The sequence below is a fragment of the Solirhodobacter olei genome, from assembly GCF_004010155.1.
Taxonomy (GTDB): Bacteria; Pseudomonadota; Alphaproteobacteria; order Rhodobacterales; family Rhodobacteraceae; genus Solirhodobacter; species Solirhodobacter olei.
Window position 1 is genome coordinate 133,744 of sequence record NZ_RRYH01000012.1, and the last position, 25,169, is coordinate 158,912.

The following is a 25,169-nucleotide window of genomic DNA, read 5'->3' on the forward strand; positions in this document are numbered from 1 at the left end:
ACAAGACCCCGGAAGGCCCGCCCCCGCGCGGGCCTTCTGCCATAAGGGCCTCAGGCCTTGGTCAGAACGAGCCCGGCGACCGCGGTGATCGCGGCCACCGCGCGCTCCGTCGCGTCGACCTCCTGCACCGTGGCGCGGTTTGCCTCCACCAGGATAAGCGCCGCATCGGCCAGCGCCAGCGCCGCCTCCGCCTCCAGCCCGGCGTCCAGCGGGGCGGCATCCATCAGGATCAGATCCGGCGCATAGGCAAGATCCATCGCCGCAAGCGCCTGCCCGGCCGAAGGGGCACCCAGCAGATCCGCCGGGCTCGCCCGCCCCGAGGCCGCGAGGCCGAAGGCCACGCCGCCCCCGAAACGGCGCGCAGCGGCCGCGAAGGGCGCCCGGCCCTCCAGCACCTCGGCAAGCCCGCTCGCCATGCCGGTGACCGGGCTCTGGCCCAGAAGCCGCCCCAGCCCCGGCGCCCGCAGGTCGAGGTCGAGCGCGATCAGCCGCACACCGGGCGCACGGGCGAAGGAGAAGGCGAGGTTGGCCAGCGCCGTCGTCCGCCCGGTCCCGGCCGCGGCCGAGACCAGCGCGATGCGGCGCCAGCCATTGCGCCGCGCCTCCTCGGCCAGCCGGGCGCGCAGCAGGTCCCAGGGCGCCGCAGCGCGCCCGCCCTCGCGGCTCACGACGCGCAGGCGCTGAAGCCGGGCCGGGTCCGGGTCGATCGGTGACAGCCCGTGCCAGGCAAGCGATATCGCGCCGCGCGGCGCCGGCCCTGCCCCGGTCTGCGCCACCGCTGCGGCACTCGGCACCAGCCGGGGGCGCGGCCAGGCCCCGGCTGGTGCGGTCTGCTCCCCGGCCCCGCCTGAGGGTTCGGACCCGGCTGTGCGCTGGCGGCGCGCCTTTTCCAACGCCTGTTGCAGATAATCCATCCAGCCCCCTAGCCTGCAAGATCGCGTAGCCGCGCAAGCATCAGCCCGGCGTCGAGCCGCAGCCCGCCCCCGGCGGGCGAGACCGCCAGCAGACCGAGGCCCAGCACCGCCCCGGCCACAAGCCCCGCCCCGATGCCGCCGGTCAGGATCAGCCGCCGCCGTGGCGCCACCGGATCACTGGGCACTTCGGGGGGCGAGACCACCTCCAGCCTTTCGCCGCCTGCGGACAGCGCGATCCGCTCCGCCCGCCGCGCGGCATCGCGCTTCTCCACCGCCGCGCGGTAACGCTGGCGCAGGGCCGCCCCGTCGCGGTCGAACGCCTCGAGCGCCAGCGCATTGGCCGGAATGTCGGCCAGCGCCCGCTCCCGCGCGGTGATCTGCCGGCCGAGTTCGGCGCTCCGGGCGGCGCGCGCCGCCGGACCGGATGCCGGATCGGGCCGGCTGCGGCTGTCGGCCAGGCGTTCCGCCTCCACCGCCCGGCGCAGCGCGGCGACCCGGGTTGCGATCAACACCACCCGAGGATTTCGTTCGGAATATAGCGCCCGGGCCTGCGCCAAGTGGGTCTCTGCCGCGGCGAGCTGCCGGGTCGCCTCCGTTTGCGAAGGTGGAGCGGCCGGGCGTGGCGCGGGTTGGTTCAACGCGTCCTGCCGGGCGCGCAGATCGGCCAGATCGGCCTCCAGCCGGCTGCGGTTCTCCGGCAGCGCCAGCCGATGGGCGCGGCGGAAGGCCAGCACCTCCTTCGCCTGCCCGTCGAGCGCGGCGCCGGCACGCGTAACCTCACGCCCGAAGAAAGCCACCGCCGCCTGCGAAGACGCAATCCGCTGCTGCCGGTCTTCCTCCAGAAGCCGCGAGAGAAGGGCCCTCACGACGCCCGCCGCCAGCGCCGGGCTGCGCGCACGAAAGCCGATTTCCAGAAGCGGGGCCTGGTCGCGCCCCGACCGCGCGGTGATCCGCGTGGCCCGGGCCATCGCCGCGGCGATCCGGTCGGGCGACATTCTGCGCTGAGGCGGGAAAACCCCGACCTCATGCGCGACCGCAAGCAGGGTTTCCCGCGCCAGAAGCCGCTCCCGGTAAAGCTGCAACTGGCCAGGCGCCGGCACGGCTGCGCGCCGATCGTCGCCAAGCTCTGGCGCGACGAGGGTAACCTGTGCCTGCGCCGCGTAGACCGGCGGCAGATGCCGCACGGCCAGCACAGCGAGGCCCGCGATCACCGACGCCACCGCCAGGGCCAGCGGCAGCCGCCGCAGCGCCCGCCCGGCCCAATAGGCCCGGGCGCTGCGCCTGGCCGGGCCCGGGCCGGCGATCGTACGAGCGGCTGCCATCACCCTGCGGCCCGGTGCAGCGCGGGCGCCTGGGCCGCCGAGGCGGGCGGCAGCACCGGCGGCGGGGCCTCGCAACCGAAAAACACGCCCTCCGACAGGACCAGCGCCACCAGCGCCTCGTCCACCCGTCCACGCTCCAGGCCCCAGGCATAAAGCAGCGCGAAATCGCAAAGCTGGTTGACCAGCCGGGCGATTCCGCCGGTGGCCGCGTGGATGGCCTGGGCGGCCGCGGGCGTCACCTCTTCGCCAGTGCCGCCGGCCGCGCGGAGCCCGTGGGCGACATAGGCCGCGACCGTCTCCGCATCCATCGGCCCGAGATGACTGGCCGCCGCCACCCGCTGCGCCAGGGGGCGCAGCCACGGGCCGCGGAGGCGGTCGCGCAGGTCGCCATGGCCCACCAGCACCAGTTGCGCCAGCGGCGCGGTGCCCTCGAGCGGGTTGGTCAGCAGGCGCAGATCCTCCAGCGCGGTGGTGTCGAGCGCCTGCGCCTCGTCCACGATCACAAGAATCCGCCGTCCCGCCGCGCGTTCGCCCAGCGCCACCGACGCCAGCTGGCCCGCCAGGGCCAGCGCGTCGGCCTCCGGAGCCGGGGGCTGGCCCAGCGCCGCAAGCACCCAGGCCGCCACCGGGCGCGGCCCGGGCTGCCCGTTGGCCAGCAGGGCCACCCTGACATCCCCACCGAGCCGGGCGATCAAGTCCTGCACCAGCGTGGTCTTGCCGGTGCCGGGCTCGCCGGTCAGCACCACCGCCGTGGCGGCGGAGACCACGCCATATTCCAGCACCGACTGCGCCCGAAGATGCGCGCCGGACCAGTAGATCGCGCCCTCTGCGGGGGTGGCGGCGAAAGGCCGGGCCGATAGCCCGAACGCCGCGGCATAGGGCGGCAGAGGATTGGCCGCCGCCGCACCGCGGTCCGCCCAGCTGTGTCCGAAGGAGATACCCATGACCTGCCGCCCTTCTGTCTGGGGCCAGGGAGGCCGCAGGCCCGGGCCGGGCCACGAACCCCTCCCCGGGCCGCGAGGCCATCATCGCGCCGCATGATTAACGGAGGCTTAAGCAAGGCCGGGGGTCAGACTAGCTCCCTCAGGACCGGGGAGAGCTGGCGGGCGACCTCCTCATGCGCGGCGGGACCCGGCAGGCCGGCGGCGGCGGCTACATCATAGGCCGACAGCACCAACCCGGAGGCGCCCTGCGCCTCGGCCATGGCGGGGCCCACGACCTCGACATAGGCGCTGGTCTGGGTGGCGACGGCCTGGATCATGGCGCGATCGACCAGCAGGGGATCGCGGTCGAGACGCAGCGGCTCGCCCTCCTCCGCCGGGGGGTGATCGGCCATCCACAGCAGCACCGAGCGGCCGCCGAGCCGCGCCAGAAGCAGCCGCATCCGCGCCACCCAGGCGGCCTTCAGCTCCTCCGCAAGGATGGCGAATTTCTCTGGCGAGGCGGCCTGCAGGGTGGAAAGCATGTGGCGGGTGAAGTTGAATTCGGTGAAGTCGACCTCGCGGAAGATGGCCTTCATCAGGCCGGAGGCGCGCAGGAAGCGGTCGTTCCGGCGCGGATGCACGGCGTAGTAGCGATTCGTCATGTTGTGCGCGCCGAGGATCTGCACCACCGTCGCCATGCCGCGGCGGCAGGCGGCAAGCACCTCCGCATCGTTCAGGAACACGTCGACGCCGGCATTGAGACAGCCGAAATTGAAGATCCGCAGCCCTGTCTGCGCCTCGATCAGCGCGGGATACGGGGTTTCGATGAACCTGCCATAGGTCTCCGTCCCGCCGAGAACGGTCATGTAGCCGCCCTCCAGCCGCCGCCGGGGGCCGCGGAACATAAGCCGCGAAGTCCCGAATCTGTAGGGGGAATAATCCAGCGCCCCCTCGGCCATGCGTTCAAATGCCATATGCCCCAGCCACCCGATTGCCCCGCAGGGCGCCGCCCCGCCCATGGCGCGGCGCGTCCGCACCCAGATTGGCGCATGCGGGTTTCCATTTGCCTAAGACGCGGCAGGCCCGCAGCGCGCGGGCGGAATTCGGCGCCGCGCGGCCTTGCGCCCCTGCCGCGCCGCCGCATATGGTTCGGCCGCATCAATCGGGGGACAGGGCATGGAGATCCGGAAGGTCGGCGTGGTCGGCGCGGGGCAGATGGGCAACGGGATTGCCCATGTCTTCGCGCTCGCGGGCTACGAGGTGCTGATGACCGACATCAGCCAGGAGAGCCTCGACAAGGCGATGTCGCTGATCGGCCGCAACCTGGACCGGCAAGTCGCGCGCGAGAAGATCTCGGAGGCGGAGAAATCCGCCGCCCTCGGGCGCATTTCCACCACGCTGCGGCTGGCCGATCTGGGTCCGACCGACCTGGTGATCGAGGCGGCGACGGAACGGGAGACGGTGAAGCAGGCGATCTTCGAGGATCTGCTGCCGCATCTGAAGCCCGAGACGATCCTGACCTCGAACACCTCTTCGATCTCGATCACCCGGCTGGCCTCGCGCACCGACCGGCCGGAGAAATTCATGGGGTTCCACTTCATGAACCCGGTGCCGGTGATGCAACTGGTGGAGCTGATCCGCGGCATCGCCACCGACGAGCCGACCTACAAGGCGCTGCTGGAGGTCGTCGGCAAGCTCGGCAAGACCGCCGCCTCGGCCGAGGATTTCCCCGCCTTCATCGTCAACCGCATCCTGATGCCGATGATCAACGAGGCGGTCTACACGCTTTACGAGGGCGTGGGCTCGGTGCAGTCGATCGACCTGTCGCTGAAGCTCGGGGCGAACCATCCGATGGGGCCGCTGGAGCTGGCGGATTTCATCGGGCTCGACACCTGCCTCGCCATCATGAACGTGCTGCACGAGGGGCTGGCGGATACCAAGTACCGGCCCTGCCCGCTGCTGGTGAAATATGTCGAGGCCGGGTGGCTCGGGCGGAAGACCAAGCGCGGGTTCTACGACTACCGCGGCGAGACCCCGGTCCCGACGCGGTAGGCGGGGCCTGATCGGGGCGGCGGTGGGACGGTGCGCAATGAATGCGCACCCTACGCCGGGATTTCAGATCGACCAAGAGGCCGGCCCAAGCAGGGCGAGCGCCTGCCCGCGGGATGGCGCGTCGGGCCGGTCGAGCTTCGCCATTTATGGCTGCCAGGTTCTGCTTGAGCCGGAGCATTGCGAGGGGTGACAAAGCGCCAGCCCGTCCGGGCGGGCAGGCGCTCGCCCTGCGCCTTCGGCGCGCACCGGGCGGAACGGGGCCTAGCTCAACGCCGTAGGGTGCGCATTTATTGCGCACCACCACCCCGGCCTCCCCCTCACGCCTTCCGGAACAACGCGATCAACGCCCGATCCCCGCGATGCGCGGGGTCGGCTCCGGGGCCGTAGATCGCGACCTCCGGCAGGTCCAGATCCGTGATCGCCTCCCCGAGGGCTGCGAGCTTCTCGGCAAATCCGCTGCTCTCGTAGACCTCGGCATTGATCGACAATGCGAAAAGCGCCCCCGGCGCGGCGATGCGCAGAAGCTCGTCCAGCGCCTCGGGCCCAACATGGCCATGCGTGAACGTGCCCGAACTGGTGATGCCGCCATAAAGCCCGTCCGCCAGCGGCAGGGGCCCGGTCAGGTCCAGAACATGCGTCGCGCGGTAAAGCCCCTTGGCCTCCGCCCGGGCCAGCATCTCGGGCGAGATATCGGCGGCCTCAACCGGCCCCACGCCCAGCTCCGCCAGCCGCGCGGCCAGCAGGCCGGTTCCGGCGCCGACGTCGAGCACCGGGCCCGCGCCGCCTTCCGCCGCAAAGGCCTCTGCCACGGCGGCGGGCAGCCGGTAGCCCTGCGTGGCCGCAAAGCCCTCGTCATAGCTCTCCGACCAGTCGCGGTAGAGCCGGATCGAATCCTCCGGCGTCTTGAGGCCGTAGGCGTCTTCGAGATCGGGATCGTCCATCCCCCGATAGGGCCAAAGACCGCGCCGGAAATCAACCCGCTTGCGGATCGGAGCCCGAGACGCGAGAACGGGGACATGCCCACGCTCCTCTCCCTCGGTCACGGCTATTCGGCGCAGGTCTTCGCCCGGCAGATCCTGCCGCAGGGCTGGCGCGTCATCGGAACCACGCGAAAGGCCGAGAAGGCGGAAGCGCTGCGCGCGGAGGGGGTGGAGCCCCTCGTCTGGCCCGGCGCGGACCTCGCCCCGGCACTGGCCGAGGCGACGCATCTCCTCATCTCCGCCGCGCCCGATGCAGCGGGCGACCCGTTCCTCGCCGCCGAAGGCGCGCGGATCGCGGCGGCGAAACATCTGGAATGGGTCGGCTATCTCTCCACCACCGGCGTCTACGGCGATCATGAGGGGGACTGGGTGGACGAGAGGACGCCCCCCACCGCCACCAGCCGCCGCGGCAAGGCGCGCGTGGCGGCAGAGGCGGCCTGGCTGGCCACCGGCTTGCCGGTCCATATCTTCCGGCTCGCCGGCATCTACGGCCCCGGCCGCGGCCCGTTCGAAAAGATCCGCAACGGGACCGCCCGGCGGATCATAAAGCCGGGGCAGGTCTTCGGCCGCATCCATGTCGAGGACATCGGCCGGGTCCTTTCCGCCTCGATCGCCCGCCCGAACCCCGGCGCGATCTACAACGTCTGCGACGACGAACCCGCCCCGCCAGAGGACGTGATCGGCCATGCGGCCCGCCTCCTCGGCCTGCCGGAGCCGCCCGAAGTCCCCTTCGAGGAGGCGGAGATGTCGCCAATGGCGCGCAGCTTCTACGGCGATTCGAAGCGGGTGCGGAACGACCGCATCAAGGACGAGCTCGGCGTGACGCTCCGCTACCCCGGGTATCGCGAGGGGCTGGCGGCGATCCTCGCCGCCGGGGGCTGAGCACGGCCCTTAGGCCCGCTTCCCCACCATCGACACGCCCAGCGCCTCCAGCGCCTTGGCCTCGATCTGCGCCGCGCCGAGGCCCGCGACGGCATACATCGCCGCCGGGCTCGCCTGGTCGATGAAGATGTCCGGCAGGACCATGGAGCGGAACCTGAGCCCCCGGTCGAAGACGCCCTCTTCCGCCAGAAGCTGGGCGACATGGCTGCCGAAACCGCCGATGGCGCCCTCCTCGATGGTGATCAGCGCCTCATGCTCGCGCGCAAGCCGCAGCACCAGATCGCGGTCGAGCGGCTTGGCGAAGCGCGCGTCGGCCACTGTGGGAGAGATCCCGCGCGCTGCGAGCGCCTCGGCCGCCTTCTGCACCTCGGAAAGCCGGGTGCCGAAGGACAGGAACGCCACGCGGCTCCCCTCGCGCAGGACGCGGCCGCGGCCGATCTCCAGCACCGTGCCGCGCTCCGGCAACTCCACGCCCACACCCTCGCCCCGCGGATAGCGGAAGGCGGAGGGGCGGTCGTCGATCGCCGCGGCGGTGGCGACCATGTGCATCAGCTCCGCCTCGTCCGCCGCAGCCATCACCACGAAGCCCGGAAGGTTGGCGAGGAAGGCCACGTCGAAGGCTCCGGCATGGGTCGCGCCATCGGCGCCGACAAGCCCGGCGCGGTCGATGGCGAAGCGCACCGGCAGGCGCTGGATCGCCACATCATGCACCACCTGGTCGTAGCCGCGCTGCAGGAAGGTGGAATAGATCGCGCAGAAGGGCTTCATGCCCCCCGCCGCAAGCCCGGCGGAGAAAGTCACCGCATGCTGCTCGGCGATGCCCACGTCGAAGCAGCGGCGCGGGAAGCGCTCGGCGAAAAGGTTCAGGCCGGTGCCGTCCGGCATGGCGGCGGTGACGGCCACCACCCGGTCGTCCGCCTCCGCCTCGCGGATCAGCCCGCGCGCGAAGACCTTGGTATAGGCGGGCGCGTTCGATGGCGCCTTGGTCTGCGCCCCGGTCAGCACGTCGAAGCGGGCGGTGGCATGGCCCTTGTCGGCCGCTGCCTCCGCCGGGGCATAGCCCTTGCCCTTCTTGGTGATCACATGGATCAGCATCGGCCCCGTCGCCCGCGCCTTCACCGTGCGCAACAGCGGCAGAAGCTGGTCCAGGTCATGCCCGTCGACCGGGCCGACATAGGTGAAGCCCAGCTCCTCGAACAGCGTGCCGCCCACGGTCATGCCCTTCAGCATGTCCTTGGCCCGGCGCGCGCCCTCCTGGAACGGCTCCGGCAGGAAGCTGACGGCGCCCTTGGCGATCTCCTTCAGCTCCTGGAACGGCACGCCCGCATAGAGGCGCGAGAGATAGGTCGAGAGCGCCCCCACCGGCGGCGCGATCGACATGTCGTTGTCGTTCAGGATGACGAAGAGCCGCTTGCCGAGGTGGCCGGCGTTGTTCATCGCCTCGAAGGCCATGCCCGCGCTCATCGCGCCGTCGCCGATCACGGCGATCACGTCGCCCACGCCCTCGGCACCCAGTTCCCGCGCCATCGTGAAGCCGAGGCCGGCGGAGATCGAGGTGGAGCTGTGCGCAGCTCCGAACGGGTCATAGGGGCTTTCCGAGCGCTTGGTGAAGCCCGAAAGCCCGCCCTCCTGCCGCAGCGTGCGGATCCGGTCGCGCCGCCCGGTCAGGATCTTGTGCGGATAGCACTGGTGGCCGACGTCCCAGATCAGCTTGTCGCGCGGCGTGTCGAAGACGGCATGGATCGCCGTCGTCAGCTCGACCACGCCCAGCCCCGCGCCCAGGTGCCCGCCAGTCACCGACACGGCAGAGATCGTCTCCTCCCGCAGCTCCTTGGCCAAGAGCTTCAGCTCACGGTCGGAGAGCGCCTTGAGATCGGCGGGAACCGTCACGCGGTCGAGGGTCTGGGTCTTGGGTCGGTCGCTCATCGGAGCCCTTTCGGCGCCTACATGTCGCGCGCAATAACGAAGCGGGCGCAGTGCCGCAAGGTGTCGCCCGCCGCGCCGTAGGGGGCGAGCGCGTCCTCGGCCTCGGCCACAAGGGCCGCTGCCCGCGCCCGCGCGCCCTCCAGACCGAGGAGCGAGACGAAGGTGGCCTTGCCCGCCGCCGCGTCCTTGTGAAGCCGCTTGCCCGCCTTGCCGGCATCGCCGGTGACGTCGAGGATATCGTCCGCGATCTGGAAGGCCAACCCGAGCGCCGTGGCATAGGCGCGCAGCGGTGCCGGATCGGCCCCGGCGAGGATCGCCCCCGCCTCTGCCGCCCAGCCGATCAGCGCGCCGGTCTTGCCCGCCTGCAGGCGGGTGATCTCCTCCAGCGTCAGCGGCGCTTCCGCCGCCTCCGCCGCCATGTCGAGGGCCTGGCCCAGCACCATCCCCTCGGACCCCGCCGCCCGGGCAAGACCCGCAACCAGCCGCAGCCGAATGTCCGCCGCGCCCAGCGCCGGATCGGTCAGCAGCTCGAAAGCGAGGGTCTGAAGCGCGTCGCCGGCGAGGATCGCCGTCGCCTCGTCCCAGCGCACATGGACCGTGGGGCGGCCCCGGCGCAGGTCGTCGTCGTCCATCGCCGGCAGGTCGTCATGGATCAGGCTGTAGGCATGAAGCGCCTCGACCGCCGCCGCCGCGGAAACCGCCCGCTTTGGCGCCAGCCCATGCAGCCGCGCCCCTTCGAGGACGAGGAAACCGCGCATCCCCTTGCCACCCTGAACCGCGTAGCGCATCGCCTCGATCAGCGGCAGCGCGCCCCGGCCCGCCAAGGCCTCCGCCAGCCGCGCCTCGCAGCGGGCAGCGTCCTCGGCCAGCGCCGTGATGAACATCTCAGAGGCCTTCCGCCGGTTCCGTTCCGGCCGCGCGGCCCTCGGAGACGCGGATTTTCTCCACCTTCTCCTCGGCCGCTTTCAGCTTCTCGGCGCAATGCTTCTTCAGCTTCGCGCCGTCCTCGTAGAGCGAGATCGATTCCTCGAGCGGCACGTCGCCGCGCTCCAGCCGGGTCACCACCTGCTCGAGCGCCGCCATCGCCTCTTCGAAGCTCATTTCCGCGACCGGCTTGCCCGTCATCCGCCCCGCTCCTTCAATATCTCGACATGGGCCGCGACCGACGCGCCCAAGGCCTGAAGATCATATCCCCCCTCCAGTGTCGAGACCACCCGCCCGCCGCAGGCCCGCTCCGCAAGGTCGCAGATCGCCCCGGTCAGCCAGCGGAAATCCTCCACCTGCCATTCGAGGCCCGCGAGCGGATCGTCGGCATGCGCGTCGAACCCGGCGGAGATCAGGATCAGTTCCGGCGCAAAGGCCTCCGCCGCCGGCAGGATCACCTCGCCCCAGGCCGCGCGCATCTCCTCGCCCCCCGTGCCGGGGTCGAGCGGGACGTTCAGCACCTGCCCATGCGCGCCGCGCTCATTGGCATAGCCCGTGCCGGGATAAAGCGGCATCTGGTGCGAGGAGGCGAAGAAGGCGCGCGCCTCGTCCCACAGCAGATCCTGCGTGCCGTTGCCGTGGTGCACGTCGAAATCGAGCACCGCGACGCGGCTCAGCCCATGCACCTCCAGCGCCCGCTTGGCCGCGATGGCGACGCTGCCGAACAGGCAGAAGCCCATCGGGCTTTCCCGCTCGGCATGGTGCCCCGGCGGCCGCAGCGCGCTGAAGGCGTTCTGCGCCTCGCCGCCCAGAACGGCATCCACCGCGGCGCAGGCTCCGCCCGCCGCGCGCAGGGCCGCCTCGAAGGAGCCCGGCGACATGAAGGTATCGGGGTCGAGCTGCGCGAAGCCCTCGGCAGGCTCCGCCGCCCGGATCCGCTCGACATAGGCCTCAGGATGGCAGCGCAGCAGATCCGCCTCCTCCGCCCTTGGCGCCTCGCGCCGCTCGAGACCCGGAATGGCGTCCAGCGCCGCCTCCACCGCCTCGATCCGACCCACCCGCTCCGCATGGCCCGGCGGCGTCAGATGCCCCCGCCCCGCTGGATGCGTGAAAACAACCGTCGTCACCTCAGCCTCACTTTCCGTCCAAAATATCTCGGGGGTCGCCATTGGTTGCGCCATTGGTCCGAGAAATCAATGGCGACGGCAGCGCCCCGGTCCAACGCTCGCCGCCTCAATCCGGCGCCAGCATATACCCCGACCCGCGCACCGTCTGCAGATACCGCGGCTGGCGCGAATCCGCCTCGATCTTGCGCCGAAGCCGGGTGATCTGCACGTCGACCGCCCTCGCCGTCGCCTGCCCGTCGTCCCGCCCGAGGTCGGAGACGAGCTTTTCCCGGCTCACCGCCGCGCCCGGCTGGGCCGCGAAGATCCGCATCAGCGCGGCTTCGGTCGCTGTCAGCCGCACCTGCTCGTTGCCGCGCCACAGCTCGCCTCGGTCGACCTCGTAGCGCACCGGCCCGAGGTTCAGCACCTTCGGACCGGACTCGGCCGCCTTGGGCGAGGGCGCCCGGCGCAGGATCGCGTTGATCCGGAGCAGAAGCTCCTTCGGCTCGAAGGGTTTCGCCAGGTAATCGTCGGCGCCCGCCTCCAGCCCCTCGATCCGGCTGCCCGTCTCGCCCCGCGCGGTCAGCAGCAGGATCGGCGTCGGCAGCTGCGCGCGCAGCGCGCGCGTCAGGCTGATCCCGTCCTCGCCCGGCATCATAACGTCAAGCACGATCAGGTCGAAGTCGAGCCCCGCCAGAAGCCGCCGCGCATGCGCCGCATCCCGCGCCGCCGTCACCAGAAACCCGCTGCGGACCAGAAACTTCTGCAGAAGGCCCCGGATCCGCTCGTCGTCATCGACGATAAGAAGGTGGATGTCGGTCTCCGTGCTCATGCGCCACCATCCCGCAGGGTCATGTACTGTCGCCGCATCTCAGGCTCCATCATCGCCTCCAGCACCTGCCGGAAACCCGCCACCGCCTGCGGCCCCGCGGCGCGATAGGCCGCGCGCATCCGGCTCCGCTGCGCTTCCGACAGCTCACGCTCCAGCGCCTCGCCCTTTTCGGTCAGCGTCAGGTGCCGCTCGCGCTTGTCGCGCCGGCCGACCTGGCTGGCCACCAGACCGTCCTCGATCAGCGTCCGCAGCACGCGGTTCAGCGACTGCTTGGTCACGCCGAGAATCGACAGAAGGTTGTTCACCGTCGTGCCGGGCGAGCGATGGATGAAATGCATCGCCCGGTGATGCGCGCGGCCGTAGTCGTGCCGCTCCAGGATGCGGTCGGGATCGGCGGTGAAGCCGCGATAGGCGAAGAACATCGCCTCGATGCCCTTCCTGAGCTGCTCGTCGGTCAGAAACAGCAGGCTTTCGCCGCCAACCGGCCCGGCTCCTCCTTCCGCCATCATTCCCCCTTGCAGATCACAAAACACATCGACTTTCCCGATTTTATGTCAGCCTTGTTGACTATCCAAGATTCAATTGCTACCGAACTGCGGAAATCGCGAAATATTATGTCCTCCCCGGACCTAATATGCGCAATTTTCGCAAAAAGAACACCTGGGCCGAAGGAGGATGCGATGGCTGGCGCCTATGATGATCGCGATGGCTGGATCTGGATGGACGGCAAGCTGGTGCCGTGGCGCGAGGCGAATGTCCATATTCTGACCCATGCCATGCACTATGCCTCCTCCGTCTTCGAAGGGGAACGCTGCTATTCCGGCAAGATCTTCCGGGGCCGCGACCATTCCGCGCGGCTGCTGAAATCGGGCGAGCTGCTGGACATGCAAATCCCCTACACGGTCGACCAGATCGAGGAAGCCAAATACGCCATGCTGAAGGCCAACGGCTGGACGGACGCCTATGTGCGCGCCCTCGCCTGGCGCGGCGCGGGCGAGGACATGGGCGTCTCCGCCCGGCGCAACCCGGTGCGGCTGGCGATCGCCGGCTGGGAATGGGGCAACTACTACGGCGACGCGAAGTTCAAGGGCGCCAAGCTCGACATCGCGAAGTGGAAGCGCCCCTCGCCCGAGACCATCCCGACCGCGGCCAAGGCGGCCGGCCTCTACATGATCTGCACCATGTCAAAGCACGCGGCAGAGGCAAAGGGCTGCTCGGACGCGCTGTTCTTCGACTACCGCGGCTACGTGGCCGAGGCGACCGGGGCCAACATCTTCTTCGTGAAGGACGGCGAAGTGCATACGCCGCTGCCGGATTGCATCCTGAACGGCCTGACGCGCCAGACCGTCATCGCCATGCTGAAGGAGCGCGGCATCACGGTGCATGAGCGCCACATCGAGCCGGGCGAGCTGGAGGGCTTCCAGCAATGCTGGCTGACCGGCACCGCCGCCGAGGTCACCCCGGTGGGCCAGATCGGCAGCTACAGCTTCGAGGTTGGCGCCATCACCCGCGAGATCTCCACCGACTACGAAAAGCTCGTCCGCGCCTGAGGCAGGACCGAAGCTTAAGCAAGAAGCGGCCGCCCCCTGGGGCGGCCGTTTCGCTTGTCAGGGCGGGGAGGCCGGTCCGCGTTCAGCTCTCAGCCCTGAACGGGCTTTGCACGCAGCATCATCGGCCCGCCGGGCCGCATGGTGAACGTCAGGACGGGCTCCGGGATCGGCTTGTCGCTCATCGACAGGTCCACCCGCCGGATCAGCGAGGCCATCAGCACGGTAATCTCGGTCTCGGCATATTGTGCGCCGATGCATATCCGGGGGCCATCGCCGAAGGGAATGAACTGCCCCCGTCGCGGCTTCTCGCCCAGGAACCGTTCCGCCCGGTATTCCTCCGGTGCCTCCCAGAGCTCCGAATTCCGGTGCAGGGAATAGATCGGGAAGAACAGCGCATCGCCCTTCTTGAAGGTGACGCCCTTCACGGTCAGCTCCGCATTCGCATCCCGGGCGAAGAAGGCAGCCGCCGGGTAAAGCCGCAACGTCTCGCGCACATGGGCAAGAAGGCGCGGCATCTTCTGCAGACTCTCGAAGGTCACCGGCCCGTCGCCGCAGGCCGCGATCACCTCCTCGCGCAGGACTGCCTGCACTTCGGGATAGAGCGCCAGAAGGTAAAGCCCCCAGGCCATCGTGTTCGCCGCCGTCTCGTGCCCGGCGACGACGAAGGTCAGCAGGTTGTCGACGGTGGTCTCGATGTCCTCGACGTCCTCCTCCAGCGTCTCGATCATCAGGTCGAGGAAATCCTGCGGCTCCTCCCGCCCCTCGGAGCGGCGGCTCTCGATCACCTGGCGCGCGAGGTCCCGCATGCTGGTCACCGGCTCCTTGCTCTTCAGCCATTTGCGCCGCGGCACCCAGGAGGGCAGGCCCATCAGGTCGAACAGCGAGATGAAGGAGATGAACTCGAAATACCTCTTTAGGCCGGCGCGGATCACCGGTGGCGCCACCGTCTCGGTCCCCGAGAACATCACCCGCGAAATGTTCATCAGAGTCGCCTCGGGCGAAAGCCGCGCCACGTCGATCTCGCCGCCACCCTCCAGCGCCTGCTGGGCGAACTCCTCGCCAGTCTTTGCAAAATGGGTGACCAGCATCGGCAGGTTCCGGGCGGCGAAGAGCGGCGCGTAGCGGTGACGCTGCACCTTCCACTTCTCACCCTCGCTCAGCATCAGTCCGTTCCCGACGGCGGAGCCGAGGATATCCTTGGTGAACTTCGCCTTGGGGAAGGTCCGCCCCTGCCCGATCAGGATCTCGGTGATCATCTCCGGATCGCAGATCCAGTGGATGTTCACCGGGCCGCGCAGATAGGTCTGGTGCTTGGTCTCATCCGGGATCACCCAGAGCATGTTCTTGCCCGCCAGCCGCGCGAAGGCGATCAGGCCGATGGGCTTCGTGGCCAGCGCGGCGGAGGCGGGTTCCCGCGTCTCGGCGCTGTGGATCACCGGTTGGTTCATCTTCGCTCTCCATCCGTGCCGGCCCAGCCGAGCCCGGCGCAGACCTTACCACGCAACCTCTCGGTGAACAGCCGCAATGCCATCTTCTCGCCACAGTCCCCGCCGGACTGTGGCGCTTGGGCGACCGCGGATGACACGTCACGCCGCCTGTCGCTGCCGGGTCTGCCACAGGGGCCCGGACTGCGGCAACGGCGGGGCCGGCAGCCCGACCCTATGGTTTCTCATAGATTGCGCGCGGCCATCACGGCGTCGTGAAATGCCCGTGATCGGTCCGCTCGGGCGGGTCGGGAAACCTCTCAACAGCAGGGCACACTGATGGACACCAAATTCGCGCTCGTCGCACTCACCACCTGTTTCGCGCTGTCGGCCTGTGGCGGCGGCGGCAGCAGCACCGGCAGCAGCACCGGAGGCACCACCGCGGCGCTGTCCTCGGCAGAGGCGCAATCCGTGGCCACCACCTACACGGACTACCAGAACCGCATCAAGGACGGTTCGCTGACCGAGACCACCCCGACCGGGAAGGCCTCCATGGCAGGCTATCTCGGCATCGACAACGTCAGCACCGACAACCCCGACCTGTCCGCGTTGGGCAAGCTGGCGATGGATGTCGATTTCGACGCCGGCAAGCTGAGCGGCACGGCCTCTGACTTCGGGGTCTACACGGGCACCGCCAGCGAGAAGACGGATATCAACGTCACCGGCTCGCTGGATGTCACGGGCACGGTCTCGGGCTCCGCGCTCTCGGCCACCGCCTCCGGCACGGTGTCCGACGGCACGACGCCCTCGGACCTCAACCTGAACATGACCGGCAAGTTCTATGACGACTCCGGCACGCTGACCGCGGTCGGCACTCACACCGGGACGATGAAGGACCACGGCGCGAGCGACTCAAGTGCCTGGAACGTCGATGGCGGCTTCTACGCCACCAAGCAATAAGCCGGCACCTCCACCGGTTCGGGGCCGGGGGCCATGCCCCCGGTCTTCGCAGGCGCGGGATGCCGTTTCCCCCATCCCGCGCCGCCCCCCGATCCGCCCTGCCCCAATCCGCGCCCCGGAAAGCTGCGACGCGCCATGCGCCTATTCTCTCCGCTCATCGCGGCCGTCCTCGCGGCTGGCCCGCTTTCCGGCCTCGCCGGTTCCGGATCGGCCCACGCCGGCACGGTGGCCCCGGCGGCAGGCCAGGCCCAGCCCGGAGGCAAGGCCAGCCCCGAGACCGCCCCGCGCACCGTCGCCGACTGGATCGCGCTCGGCGACCGGCAGATCTCCCAGGGCCGTGCCGCTGCGGCAGTTCTGATCTTCGGCGCCGTCGCGGCGCGCCAGCCGGATTACCCCCCGGCCCAGGAGGGCCTGGACAGGGCCTTCGCCCGCTTCGGCCCGGTCGGCCGCGCCGAGGGCTTCCTGCGCTACGCCCTTGCCGAGGATCCGGCACGGGAGCGCGCGCTTCTCGCCGCCTGGCAGGCGCTCGACCGGGCGCATCCGCTGCGCTTCTCCGGCTCGGCCTCGATCCTGCCCAGCAGTAACGTCGACCACGTCGCCTCCGAACGCTACCTGGTCACCGATTTCGGCACCTTCCTGATCGACGGCGGTGGGCAGGAAAGCACGGGCGTCGGCCTCGGCTATTCGCCGGGCGTCGACTACATCCTTCATTCCCGGCCCGGCGCGCGGGTCCGGCTGCATGCGGACTACGCCGGTGCCTGGTTCGACGCCGCCCCGCTGCGCTATGGCGAGCCGAGCCTCGGGATCACCTACGAAAGGCTCGGAGGCCGGGCACCCTGGTCGCTGGAGGCCTTCGCGAGCCGGCGCCGCTACGGCGGCACGGGTCAGGTGGTCACCGCCGACAACACCGCGCGCGGGCTTGAGCTGCGCAAGGCCTGGCGGCCGGGGCGCGGCGGACGCGTGCTGCTGGACCTCGGCGCGGTCTACCGGCGCTACTCCGAAAAGCCCTATCTGACCGGCCCGACCTATGACCTCGACCTGTCCCGGATCCGGCCAGTGGCCGCGCATGGCCGGATCAGCTACGGGCTGCACCTGCAACGCGGCCGGCCACGCAAGAACTACCACCGCTATTCCGGGGTCGAGCTGCGCGTCGGCTACGCGCGTCCGGTCGTGCCGGACCTGCAGCTTTCGGTCACGCTGGGGCTGGGGCAGCGGCTCTACGACACCGCCTTCCCGATCGTCGGAGAGCGGCGGCGCGACCGCACCCTCAGCCTGGGCATCGGGGCGAAACTCAGCCGCCTGAAGATCTTCGGCCGCACGCCGCGCCTGAGCTGCACGGCCTGGCGGACCCGTTCGAACATCGCGCTCTACACCATCGGCTCGGTCGATTGCGCAATGACGCTAACGCTTGATTTCTAAGCAGAACCGGGCAAGATCGATGCATGTGGGATGGAGTTGTGACGGTAGGGCCTGTTTGGCACGCGAGGGATCGGCACTTTGGCCGGCTCCGATCGCGGCATCGCGCGATCCCGCCCGGCATCCGACAGGACAGGCTTATGGGACCGGCGCGCGGCGCGCACCTGGTGGACCGGCCGCCCCCCCGCGGATGAGCGCCGCATGAACGGCCCGCTGTCGCATCACGACATCTATGATGCCGCGCTCGACGACACGCTCTTCGACGCGCTGCCGGTCTGGATGGCGCGCGAGATCGACGTACCCTCGGCGGTCTTCATCTGGCTGCACCCCGGCGACTACCGCGAGATCACCGCCGGCACCCAGGCCGAGGCCAACGAGGTCTATAACGACTTCGAGGGCCACGATCCCTGGCTGGCTCAGGCGACCGACGACAAGTTTGGCATCGGCGCGTTCCGGCTGTCGGACAGCGTCTCGGCCCGCGAGTTCGAGCGCAGCGAGATGTACAACGCCTTCATCCGAGAGAACCGGCTGGACCGCTACTGGTGCCTCGGCATGATGCACGGCACCCGCGATGGCCGGGTGGCCACGGCCTTTCACAAGTCCCGCCGGGGCGGGGATTTCACCGATGCCGAGCACCGCTCCATCAACCGCCATGCCGAGGATCTCGGCCGGCTCCACACGATCCGGCGCGAGCTGCACCGCAACCGCATCCGCGACATCGTCGCCGCCGACAACAGCCTGATCGACGACACGCCGGTGTTCGAGCTCGACCACCAGGGCCGCCTCTTGCGCCTGAACGGCAAGGCGGAGCTGCTGGTTCGCCTGCATCCGGCGCTGGCGGTCGATGCCCGGCGCGTGCTGAAGACCCAGGGCCGCGGAGAGCGCGGCTTCCGCGCCGCGGTCGGGGCAGCGACCGAAGCCGTGCGGCGCCGCGCCGGCGCGGTGGAACTCGGCCCGGCGCGGGCGGAGGACGGGCGCCTGATCCCAGCGCTGCGGCTGAATTTCCTGCCCCGCACCGAGGGCGGGCGGAAGGTGCTGGTGATCGCCACGACAGAGGCCGAGGGCGGGCTGCAGGCGCTCTTCGACGCGCCACTGGAAAGCGTGCGCCTCACCCCGCGCGAGCGCGACGTGCTGCACGGGCTGATGCGTGGGCTGCGGCGCGACCAGCTCGCCCACGACCTCGACCTGGCGGTGCCGACGATCGACCTGCACAGCACCAACCTGGGCCTCAAGCTCGGCGCCCGTACCATCGCCGAGGCGGTGGCGCTTTCGCTGAAGTTCGGCCTGCTCTGAGCCGGCCACGCGCGCAGGGCACCAAACGCCACCGCGCCATCCGATCCGGACCGTTCTGAGGAGAAGGTGGTGAGCCCGACAGGATTCGAACCTGTGACCCACTGATTAAAAGTCAGTTGCTCTACCAACTGAGCTACGGGCCCACGCTGGCGCGGGTGCTACGGAAATGGGCGACAGGGGTCAAGCCCCCAATCGGGGGCAACACGCATTTCCCGGCCTGCGATCGATGTTCGGGGGAAAATGGTGAGCCGTAAAGGATTCGAACCTTTGACCCGCTGATTAAGAGTCAGCTGCTCTACCAACTGAGCTAACGGCCCACGGGCGGCGAAGTAACGCCAAGCCAAACCGGGCACAAGAGGAAAATGCACGCCACCGCGCGGAACGCTGGATTCCCCGCCCGCCCGGCTCTATATGCGCGGCCATGGACAGCGCGCATTCCCCTTCCGGCCTGCCCTTCGTGAAGATGCACGGGGCGGGCAACGATTTCGTGGTGATCGACCGGCGCAGCCCGGCCGCCCCCGAGGTCACGCCCGCGCTCGCCCGCGTGGTGGGCGACCGGCATCGGGGTGTCGGCTACGACCAGCTGGTGACGATCACGACCGATCCGGAGGCCGACGCGCGGCTGACCTTCTGGAACGCCGACGGCACCCAGGCCGGCGCCTGCGGCAATGCCACCCGCTGCGTCGCGCAGATGCTGATGGCCGAGACCGGCAAGCCCCGCCTCACGCTGCGCACCGCCCGGGGCCTCCTGTCCGCCGAAGAGACGGCAGAGGGCCTGATCCGCGTCAACATGGGCCAGCCCCAGCTCGACTGGGCAGAGATCCCGCTGGCGCAGGCTGCCGACACGCTGCACCTGCCGATGCCCGGCGATCCCGCCGCGGTCGGCATGGGCAACCCGCATTGCATCTTCTTCGTCGAGGATGCCGGGGCGGTCGACCTCGCCGCCCGCGGCCCGGGGCTGGAACACGACCCGCTCTTCCCCGAGCGCACCAACGTTGAATTCGCGAGCCTCCTGGGCCCCGACCGCCTGCGCCTGCGGGTGTGGGAGCGTGGCACCGGCATCACGCTGGCCTGCGGCTCCGGCACCTGCGCCACCGCCGTCGCCGCCGCCCGGCGCGGGCTGACGGGCCGCAAGGTGACGGTTGAGGTCGACGGCGGCACGCTTCTCGTCGACTGGGCGGAGGACGGCGTCTGGCTGACCGGGCCGACCGCGCGGGTCTTCTCGGGCCTGCTCGACCCGGCGCTGGCCGGGGCCTGAGCATGGGCGCCCCGGTCTTCGCCACGCTTGGCTGCCGCCTCAACGCCTACGAGACGGAGGCGATGCGCGAGCTTTCCGAAGGGATCGAGGATCTCGTCGTCGTCAACACCTGCGCGGTGACGGCGGAAGCGGTGCGCAAGGCCAAGCAGGAGATCCGCAAGCTGCGCCGCCAGAACCCCGCCGCCACGCTTGTGGTGACGGGCTGCGCCGCGCAGACCGAGCCCGAAACCTTCGCTGCCATGCCCGAGGTTTCCCGCGTTCTCGGCAATGCCGAGAAGATGCGCCCCGAAAGCTGGCAGGGCCTGCGCACCCCCGACCTGATCGGCGAGACGGAGCGGGTGCAGGTCGACGACATCATGTCGGTCAGGGAGACGGCCGGCCACCTGATCGACGGCTTCGGCCGCCACCGCGCCTATGTGCAGGTGCAGAACGGCTGCGACCACCGCTGCACCTTCTGCATCATCCCCTACGGCCGCGGCAATTCCCGCTCGGTCCCCGCGGGCGTGGTGGTGGAGCAGATCAAGCGCCTCGTTGGCAAGGGGTTCCAGGAGGTCGTGCTGACCGGGGTGGACCTGACGAGCTGGGGCGCGGACCTGCCGGCGGAACCCAAGCTCGGCGATCTGGTGCTGCGCATCCTGAAGCTGGTGCCGGACCTGCCGCGGCTCCGGATCTCCTCGATCGATTCGATCGAGGCCGACGACCGGCTGATGCAGGCCATCGCGACCGAGCCGCGGCTGATGCCGCATCTCCATCTCTCGCTGCAGCATGGCGACGACCTGATCCTGAAGCGGATGAAGCGCCGCCACCTGCGCGACGACGCCATCGCGTTCTGCGAAGAGGCCCGCCGCCTCCGCCCCGGCATGGTCTTTGGCGCCGACATCATCGCGGGCTTCCCGACCGAGACCGAGGCGCATTTCCAGAACTCGCTGAAGCTGGTCGAGGAGTGCGGGCTGACCTTCCTGCACGTCTTCCCCTATTCCGCCCGCAAGGGCACGCCCGCCGCCCGCATGCCCGCCGTCGCCGGCCCCGCGATCCGTGAACGCGCCGCGCGCCTGCGCGCCGCGGGCGAGGCCGCGCTCTCCCGCCATCTCCTGGCCGAGCAGGGCCGCACCCACCGCATCCTGACCGAGCGTCCCCGCATGGGCCGGACCGAGCATTTCACCGAGGTCCGCTTTGCCGAGGACCGCCCCGAGGGCACGATTCTGGAGGCGCGCATCACCGGCCAGGACGGCGCCACGCTTCTGGCCTGAACCCGCCCCGGGCCGCGGCGCCGCGCCCCGCGCCTGTGATCGGCGTCAATGACCAGGGCCGGGACCCTGCCCATCCTTCGCATTCACGAAACCGTGATAACCGAAGGAGAAGACGATGCCAGCCCTCCGCATATCGCCCGCCCTTGCGACCCTCGCCGCCAGCCTGGCCCTGTCTCTCGCCGCGCCCGCGCGCGCCCAGGACGAAAGCGTTGGAAAGGCGCTCTTCGCCTCGAACTGCGCCGCCTGCCACGGCGAGACCGCCAAGGGCGACGGCGACATGGCCGGGGTGATGACCATTCCAGCGCCGGACCTGACGCTGCTCGCACGGCAGAACGACGGCACCTTCCCCTTCCTGAAGGTGTTCCACGTTATCGACGGGCGCACGGGCGTGCGCAGCCACGGCAACCCGATGCCGGTCTTCGGGCGAAGCTTCGAGGCCGCTCAGGGCGGCGCGGACAATCCCTTTGGCGCGGTGATCGAGGCCCGCGGCAAGGTGATGTCGATCGCGCTCTACCTCGAGTCGCTGCAACGCTGATGCCGCTTGGCGGAGGGCCGGTCCGGGCCTAGAACGGCGCCTTGAACAACCCGAGGCGCCCATGCATCCCAATCCCGCCTTCCGCCAAACCCCGTCCGGCCAGAACCTCGCCTTCGCGCGGGCCCGCAGCTTCGGGATGCTGGCGGTGAACGCCGCCGACGGGCCGCTTCTGTCGCATATCCCGTTCCAGCTGGCCGAGGACTGCCTGAGCCTGGATCTGCATCTCGTCCGCTCCAACCCGATCAGCCGCACCCTCGCCACGCCGCAGCCCGCGGTGATCGCCGTCACCGGGCCGGAGGGCTACATCTCGCCCGACTGGTACGGGATGGAGGACCAGGTCCCGACCTGGAACTACGTCGCCGTCCACCTGCGCGGCACGCTCTCGCTTCTGCCCGAGGACGAGATGCACGGCCTGCTCGACCGGCTCTCGGCTCAGTTCGAGGGGCGGCTTGCGCCGAAGACGCCCTGGACCTCGGCCAAGATGTCCACGGGCGCGATGGAGCGTATGATGCGGATGATCGTCCCCTGCCGCATGGTGGTAGAGGACGTGCAGGGCACCTGGAAGCTGTCGCAGAACAAGCCCGACGCCGCCCGCCTCGGCGCGGCCGATGGGGTCGATGCGGCTGGGCAGGCGCCTGAAGCCGCCGCCCTCGCAAGGCTGATGCGCGAGGTCTGAGCGCCCTTACCATGAAGAGGGCCAGCGCCCGTCCCGGGGTGGACGGTGGCCCGGCGCCGCTACGCGACGCTGTTTTGGGCCGGGCCGTGGGAGAGGCTTCCTCCAAGCCCCTTAGGGTGCGCATTCATTGCGCACCGCCCCGCCCCATGGACAGCCGCACGGCCGCGCCCTACCTTCCCGGCGCCGCCAGCCGAAAGGATCCGCCATGCGCCTCCATTCCAACCCCGCCTCTCCCTTCGTCCGCAAGGTCCTCGTCCTGCTGAAGGAGACCGGGCAGGAGGCCGACGTTACCCTCGTTCCCGCTGCCGGCCATGCCGTCGCCCCGGGCACCATGCCGGTCGCCCAGAACCCGCTCGGCAAGATCCCGACGCTGGAACGCGACTCGGGTCCCGCGCTCTACGACAGCCGGGTGATCTGCCGCTTCCTGGACGACCGGGCCGGCGGAAAGCTCTATCCCGCGGCGCCGCGCCTCTGGGACACTTTGACGCTGGAGGCCACCGCTGACGGCATCATGGATGCCGCCGTGCTGATGCGCTACGAAACCACCGTGCGCCCGGAGGCCGCGCAGTTCGCGCCCTGGATCGAGGGGCAGTGGGAAAAGATCGCCCGCGCCCTCGACACGATCGAGGCGCGCTGGATGAGCCACCTCTCAGGCCCAATGGATATGGGCCAGATCGCCGTCGCCTGCGCGCTCGGCTATCTGGATCTGCGCCATCCCGGGCGCGACTGGCGCGCGCCCCGGCCCGCGCTCTCGGCCTGGTACGCGGCGATACTGACCCGCCCCAGCCTGGCCGAAACCATCCCTGCCTGAGCCGCCCCCGCGCCCTCTCCGCCGCCCGTCCCGGCGCCCTGCCCCGTTCCCGAAGCTTGCGAAAAGCCCCGGGGCGCGGCAAATTCGCCCAGTAATCCGTGCCACTGCGCCGGATTGTCCGCTGGACGGACGTATGGGAGGGCGCTAACAAGCCTGTGAGGACGGCGGAAAACCGCCGCGGTCTAAGCATTGGGCCGGCATCCCGGCCTGGGAAGGGAGAAGCCACGTGTCTCACGCAGAAGAACCTAGGGCAACTCGAAGAGACTTTCTGTATTACGCGACCGCCGGTGTTGGCGCCGTGGCCGCCGGCGCCGCAGCCTGGCCGCTGATCGACCAGATGAACCCTTCCGCCGATGTCGCGGCCCTGGCCTCCGTCGATGTCGACATCTCGAACGTCCAGGAAGGCACGCAGATCACCGTCAAATGGCTCGGCAAGCCGATCTTCATCCGCCACCGCACGGCAAAGGAGATCAAGGAAGCCCGCGCCGTCAAGATCAGCGACCTGCCCGATCCGAAGGCCGAGAACTCCAACCTCCCCGACGGCGCCCAGGCGACCGACGAGAACCGCGTCCTCGACAAGGAGGGCAAGTGGCTCGTCATGATCGGCATCTGCACCCACCTGGGCTGCGTGCCGCTCGGCAACAACGCCGGCGAGTACGACGGCTGGTTCTGCCCCTGCCACGGATCGCAATACGACACCGCCGGCCGTATCCGCAAAGGCCCGGCGCCGCGCAACCTGCAAATTCCGGTCGCGAAGTTCACCGACCCGAAAACCGTTAAGCTCGGCTAAGGGAGAGAGAGATGGCCGGAATTCCCCACGACCACTACGAGCCGAAGTCGGGCATCGAGAAGTGGCTGCACGAACGCCTGAAGATCGTCAGCCTGGTCTATGACACGCTTATGATCCCGACCCCGAAGAACCTGAACTGGTGGTGGATCTGGGGCATCGTGCTCGCCTTCTGCCTCGGGCTGCAGATCATCACCGGGATCATCCTGGCGATGCATTACACGCCGAACACCAGCATGGCATTCTCCTCGGTCGAGCACATCATGCGCGACGTGAACGGCGGCTACTTCATCCGCTATCTGCACATGAACGGCGCCACGCTGTTCTTCCTCGCCGTCTACATCCACATCTTCCGCGGCCTGTTCTACGGCTCCTACAAGGCCCCGCGCGAGGTGACCTGGATCGTCGGCATGCTGATCTATCTGCTGATGATGGCCACGGCCTTCATGGGCTACGTGTTGCCCTGGGGCCAGATGTCCTACTGGGGCGCGACCGTCATCACCGGCCTTTTCGGCGCCATCCCCGGCATCGGCCCGCATATCCAGACCTGGCTCCTCGGCGGGCCGTCGGTCTCGAACGCGACGCTGAACCGCTTCTTCTCGCTGCACTACCTGCTGCCCTTCATCATCGCAGGGCTCGTGATCGTGCATATCTGGGCCTTCCACTCGACCGGCAACAACAACCCCACCGGGGTCGAGGTGCGGCGCGGCTCGAAGGAAGAGGCGGAGAAGGACACCCTGCCCTTCTGGCCCTATTTCGTGCTGAAGGACCTCTTCGCGCTGGGCATCGTGGTGACGATCTTCTTCGCCATCGTCGGTTTCATGCCGAACTACTTCGGCTCGCCCGACAACTACATCATGGCGGATTCGCTGAAGACCCCGCCCTCGATCGAGCCGGAATGGTACTTCCTGCCCTTCTACGCGATCCTGCGCGCCTTCACCCAGGACGTCTGGGTGGTGCAGCTCGCCCATTGGGTGACCTTCGGCATCGTCGACGCGAAGTTCTTCGGCGTTCTGGCCATGTTCGGCGCCATCGCGGTGCTGGCGCTGGTTCCTTGGCTCGACACCTCCACCGTCCGCTCCGGCCGCTTCCGGCCCAGCTTCAAGTGGTGGTTCCGGCTGCTGGTGGTCGACTTCCTGGTTCTGATGTGGTGCGGCTCGCAATTCCCGACCGCGCTGATCGGCTGGATCTCCCTGATCGCCGCAACCTACTGGTTCGCCTATTTCCTCGTGATCCTGCCGCTTCTCGGCGTGCTGGAGCGTCCGCTGCCAACGCCGGCAACGATCGAGGAGGACTTCAACGCCCACTACGGGACGGGCGGCGCAGCCCATCCGGCCGAGTGAGAGAA

The 25,169-nt window shown here is 69.6% G+C and carries 25 protein-coding genes and 2 tRNA genes; 13 read left to right on the forward strand and 14 right to left on the reverse strand.

Features of this window, described 5'->3' with window-relative positions; genetic code table 11:
* Positions 1-50: 50 nt before the first annotated feature.
* The 4 genes from EIP85_RS10310 to EIP85_RS10325 all read right to left on the reverse strand — a co-directional run bounded on the left by EIP85_RS10310 (position 51) and on the right by EIP85_RS10325 (position 4,133).
* Complete coding sequence (locus EIP85_RS10310; RefSeq protein ID WP_127902105.1) at positions 51-914, reverse strand: tyrosine-protein kinase family protein; 864 nt, start codon at positions 912-914, stop codon at positions 51-53.
* A gap of 8 nt (positions 915-922) precedes the next feature.
* Positions 923-2,236, reverse strand: a complete 1,314-nt coding sequence (locus EIP85_RS10315) for a GumC domain-containing protein (protein WP_127902106.1) — start codon at positions 2,234-2,236, stop codon at positions 923-925.
* Complete coding sequence (locus EIP85_RS10320) at positions 2,236-3,180, reverse strand: ExeA family protein (protein ID WP_127902107.1); 945 nt, start codon at positions 3,178-3,180, stop codon at positions 2,236-2,238. The genes EIP85_RS10315 and EIP85_RS10320 overlap by 1 nt, the downstream gene beginning before the upstream one ends.
* A 125-nt stretch (positions 3,181-3,305) precedes the next feature.
* On the reverse strand, positions 3,306-4,133 hold the full coding sequence (locus tag EIP85_RS10325; RefSeq protein WP_127902108.1) for a DUF6473 family protein: 828 nt from the start codon (positions 4,131-4,133) through the stop codon (positions 3,306-3,308).
* A 202-nt stretch (positions 4,134-4,335) separates the two neighbouring features.
* Here EIP85_RS10325 and EIP85_RS10330 point away from each other — a divergent pair, with 202 nt between their 5' ends.
* Positions 4,336-5,211, forward strand: a complete 876-nt coding sequence (locus tag EIP85_RS10330) for a 3-hydroxybutyryl-CoA dehydrogenase (RefSeq protein ID WP_127902109.1) — start codon at positions 4,336-4,338, stop codon at positions 5,209-5,211.
* Between the two features lie 317 nt (positions 5,212-5,528).
* On the opposite strand, the gene EIP85_RS10335 is transcribed toward EIP85_RS10330, so the two are convergent.
* Positions 5,529-6,152, reverse strand: a complete 624-nt coding sequence (locus tag EIP85_RS10335) for a class I SAM-dependent DNA methyltransferase (protein WP_127902110.1) — start codon at positions 6,150-6,152, stop codon at positions 5,529-5,531.
* A 75-nt stretch (positions 6,153-6,227) separates the two neighbouring features.
* On the opposite strand from EIP85_RS10335, the gene EIP85_RS10340 reads away from it, so the two are divergent.
* Positions 6,228-7,073 (forward strand): SDR family oxidoreductase, encoded by an 846-nt coding sequence (locus EIP85_RS10340; protein ID WP_127902111.1) that lies wholly within the window; start codon positions 6,228-6,230, stop codon positions 7,071-7,073.
* Positions 7,074-7,082: 9 nt separating this feature from the next.
* Here EIP85_RS10340 and dxs read toward each other — a convergent pair whose 3' ends face one another.
* From dxs to EIP85_RS10370, 6 genes are all read right to left on the reverse strand, one after another.
* On the reverse strand, positions 7,083-8,999 hold the full coding sequence (dxs, locus tag EIP85_RS10345; protein WP_127902112.1) for a 1-deoxy-D-xylulose-5-phosphate synthase: 1,917 nt from the start codon (positions 8,997-8,999) through the stop codon (positions 7,083-7,085).
* 17 nt (positions 9,000-9,016) lie between these two features.
* A complete protein-coding gene (locus tag EIP85_RS10350) occupies positions 9,017-9,883 on the reverse strand; it encodes a polyprenyl synthetase family protein (RefSeq protein ID WP_127902113.1) in 867 nt (288 codons plus the stop codon).
* A gap of 1 nt (position 9,884) precedes the next feature.
* Positions 9,885-10,124, reverse strand: a complete 240-nt coding sequence (locus tag EIP85_RS10355; protein ID WP_127902114.1) for an exodeoxyribonuclease VII small subunit — start codon at positions 10,122-10,124, stop codon at positions 9,885-9,887.
* Positions 10,121-11,050 (reverse strand): histone deacetylase family protein, encoded by a 930-nt coding sequence (locus tag EIP85_RS10360; RefSeq protein ID WP_241559955.1) that lies wholly within the window; start codon positions 11,048-11,050, stop codon positions 10,121-10,123. Before EIP85_RS10360 ends, EIP85_RS10355 begins: the two co-directional genes overlap by 4 nt.
* Before the next feature lie 106 nt (positions 11,051-11,156).
* Positions 11,157-11,861 (reverse strand): response regulator, encoded by a 705-nt coding sequence (locus EIP85_RS10365; RefSeq protein ID WP_127902116.1) that lies wholly within the window; start codon positions 11,859-11,861, stop codon positions 11,157-11,159.
* Positions 11,858-12,367 (reverse strand): MarR family winged helix-turn-helix transcriptional regulator, encoded by a 510-nt coding sequence (locus tag EIP85_RS10370; protein WP_127902117.1) that lies wholly within the window; start codon positions 12,365-12,367, stop codon positions 11,858-11,860. The genes EIP85_RS10365 and EIP85_RS10370 overlap by 4 nt, the downstream gene beginning before the upstream one ends.
* A gap of 174 nt (positions 12,368-12,541) precedes the next feature.
* Here EIP85_RS10370 and EIP85_RS10375 point away from each other — a divergent pair, with 174 nt between their 5' ends.
* Positions 12,542-13,411 carry a branched-chain amino acid aminotransferase gene (locus EIP85_RS10375; protein WP_127902118.1) on the forward strand — a complete coding sequence of 290 codons (870 nt, stop codon included), beginning with the start codon at positions 12,542-12,544 and terminating at the stop codon, positions 13,409-13,411.
* 89 nt (positions 13,412-13,500) lie between these two features.
* On the opposite strand, the gene EIP85_RS10380 is transcribed toward EIP85_RS10375, so the two are convergent.
* Positions 13,501-14,859: a cytochrome P450 gene (locus EIP85_RS10380; RefSeq protein ID WP_127902119.1), complete on the reverse strand. Its 1,359-nt coding sequence runs from the start codon at positions 14,857-14,859 to the stop codon at positions 13,501-13,503.
* Positions 14,860-15,174: 315 nt separating this feature from the next.
* On the opposite strand from EIP85_RS10380, the gene EIP85_RS10385 reads away from it, so the two are divergent.
* From EIP85_RS10385 to EIP85_RS10395, 3 genes are all read left to right on the forward strand, one after another.
* Complete coding sequence (locus tag EIP85_RS10385) at positions 15,175-15,795, forward strand: hypothetical protein (protein ID WP_127902120.1); 621 nt, start codon at positions 15,175-15,177, stop codon at positions 15,793-15,795.
* Positions 15,796-15,930: 135 nt separating this feature from the next.
* Positions 15,931-17,214, forward strand: coding sequence for a surface lipoprotein assembly modifier (locus EIP85_RS10390; RefSeq protein ID WP_164871693.1), 1,284 nt, complete (start codon positions 15,931-15,933; stop codon positions 17,212-17,214).
* A gap of 198 nt (positions 17,215-17,412) precedes the next feature.
* Positions 17,413-18,504, forward strand: a complete 1,092-nt coding sequence (locus tag EIP85_RS10395) for a LuxR C-terminal-related transcriptional regulator (protein WP_127902122.1) — start codon at positions 17,413-17,415, stop codon at positions 18,502-18,504.
* A gap of 67 nt (positions 18,505-18,571) precedes the next feature.
* Here EIP85_RS10395 and EIP85_RS10400 read toward each other — a convergent pair.
* Both EIP85_RS10400 and EIP85_RS10405 read right to left on the reverse strand, forming a co-directional pair.
* Positions 18,572-18,647: transfer RNA gene (locus EIP85_RS10400), tRNA-Lys, on the reverse strand.
* 98 nt (positions 18,648-18,745) lie between these two features.
* Positions 18,746-18,821: transfer RNA gene (locus EIP85_RS10405), tRNA-Lys, on the reverse strand.
* Between the two features lie 104 nt (positions 18,822-18,925).
* Here EIP85_RS10405 and dapF point away from each other — a divergent pair.
* The 7 genes from dapF (at position 18,926) to EIP85_RS10445 (ending at position 25,164) form a co-directional block, all read left to right on the forward strand.
* Complete coding sequence (gene dapF / locus EIP85_RS10410) at positions 18,926-19,762, forward strand: diaminopimelate epimerase (RefSeq protein ID WP_127902123.1); 837 nt, start codon at positions 18,926-18,928, stop codon at positions 19,760-19,762.
* 2 nt (positions 19,763-19,764) lie between these two features.
* Positions 19,765-21,012 carry a tRNA (N(6)-L-threonylcarbamoyladenosine(37)-C(2))-methylthiotransferase MtaB gene (mtaB, locus tag EIP85_RS10415; RefSeq protein WP_127902124.1) on the forward strand — a complete coding sequence of 416 codons (1,248 nt, stop codon included), beginning with the start codon at positions 19,765-19,767 and terminating at the stop codon, positions 21,010-21,012.
* Positions 21,013-21,127: 115 nt separating this feature from the next.
* Positions 21,128-21,547 carry a c-type cytochrome gene (locus tag EIP85_RS10420; RefSeq protein WP_127902125.1) on the forward strand — a complete coding sequence of 140 codons (420 nt, stop codon included), beginning with the start codon at positions 21,128-21,130 and terminating at the stop codon, positions 21,545-21,547.
* Positions 21,548-21,608: 61 nt separating this feature from the next.
* A complete protein-coding gene (locus tag EIP85_RS10425) occupies positions 21,609-22,223 on the forward strand; it encodes an FMN-binding negative transcriptional regulator (protein ID WP_127902126.1) in 615 nt (204 codons plus the stop codon).
* Positions 22,224-22,428: 205 nt separating this feature from the next.
* Positions 22,429-23,034 (forward strand): glutathione S-transferase, encoded by a 606-nt coding sequence (locus tag EIP85_RS10430; RefSeq protein ID WP_127902127.1) that lies wholly within the window; start codon positions 22,429-22,431, stop codon positions 23,032-23,034.
* A 226-nt stretch (positions 23,035-23,260) separates the two neighbouring features.
* Positions 23,261-23,824 (forward strand): ubiquinol-cytochrome c reductase iron-sulfur subunit, encoded by a 564-nt coding sequence (gene petA / locus EIP85_RS10440; RefSeq protein WP_127902128.1) that lies wholly within the window; start codon positions 23,261-23,263, stop codon positions 23,822-23,824.
* 11 nt (positions 23,825-23,835) lie between these two features.
* Positions 23,836-25,164: a cytochrome b gene (locus EIP85_RS10445; RefSeq protein WP_127902129.1), complete on the forward strand. Its 1,329-nt coding sequence runs from the start codon at positions 23,836-23,838 to the stop codon at positions 25,162-25,164.
* Positions 25,165-25,169 lie beyond the last annotated feature (5 nt).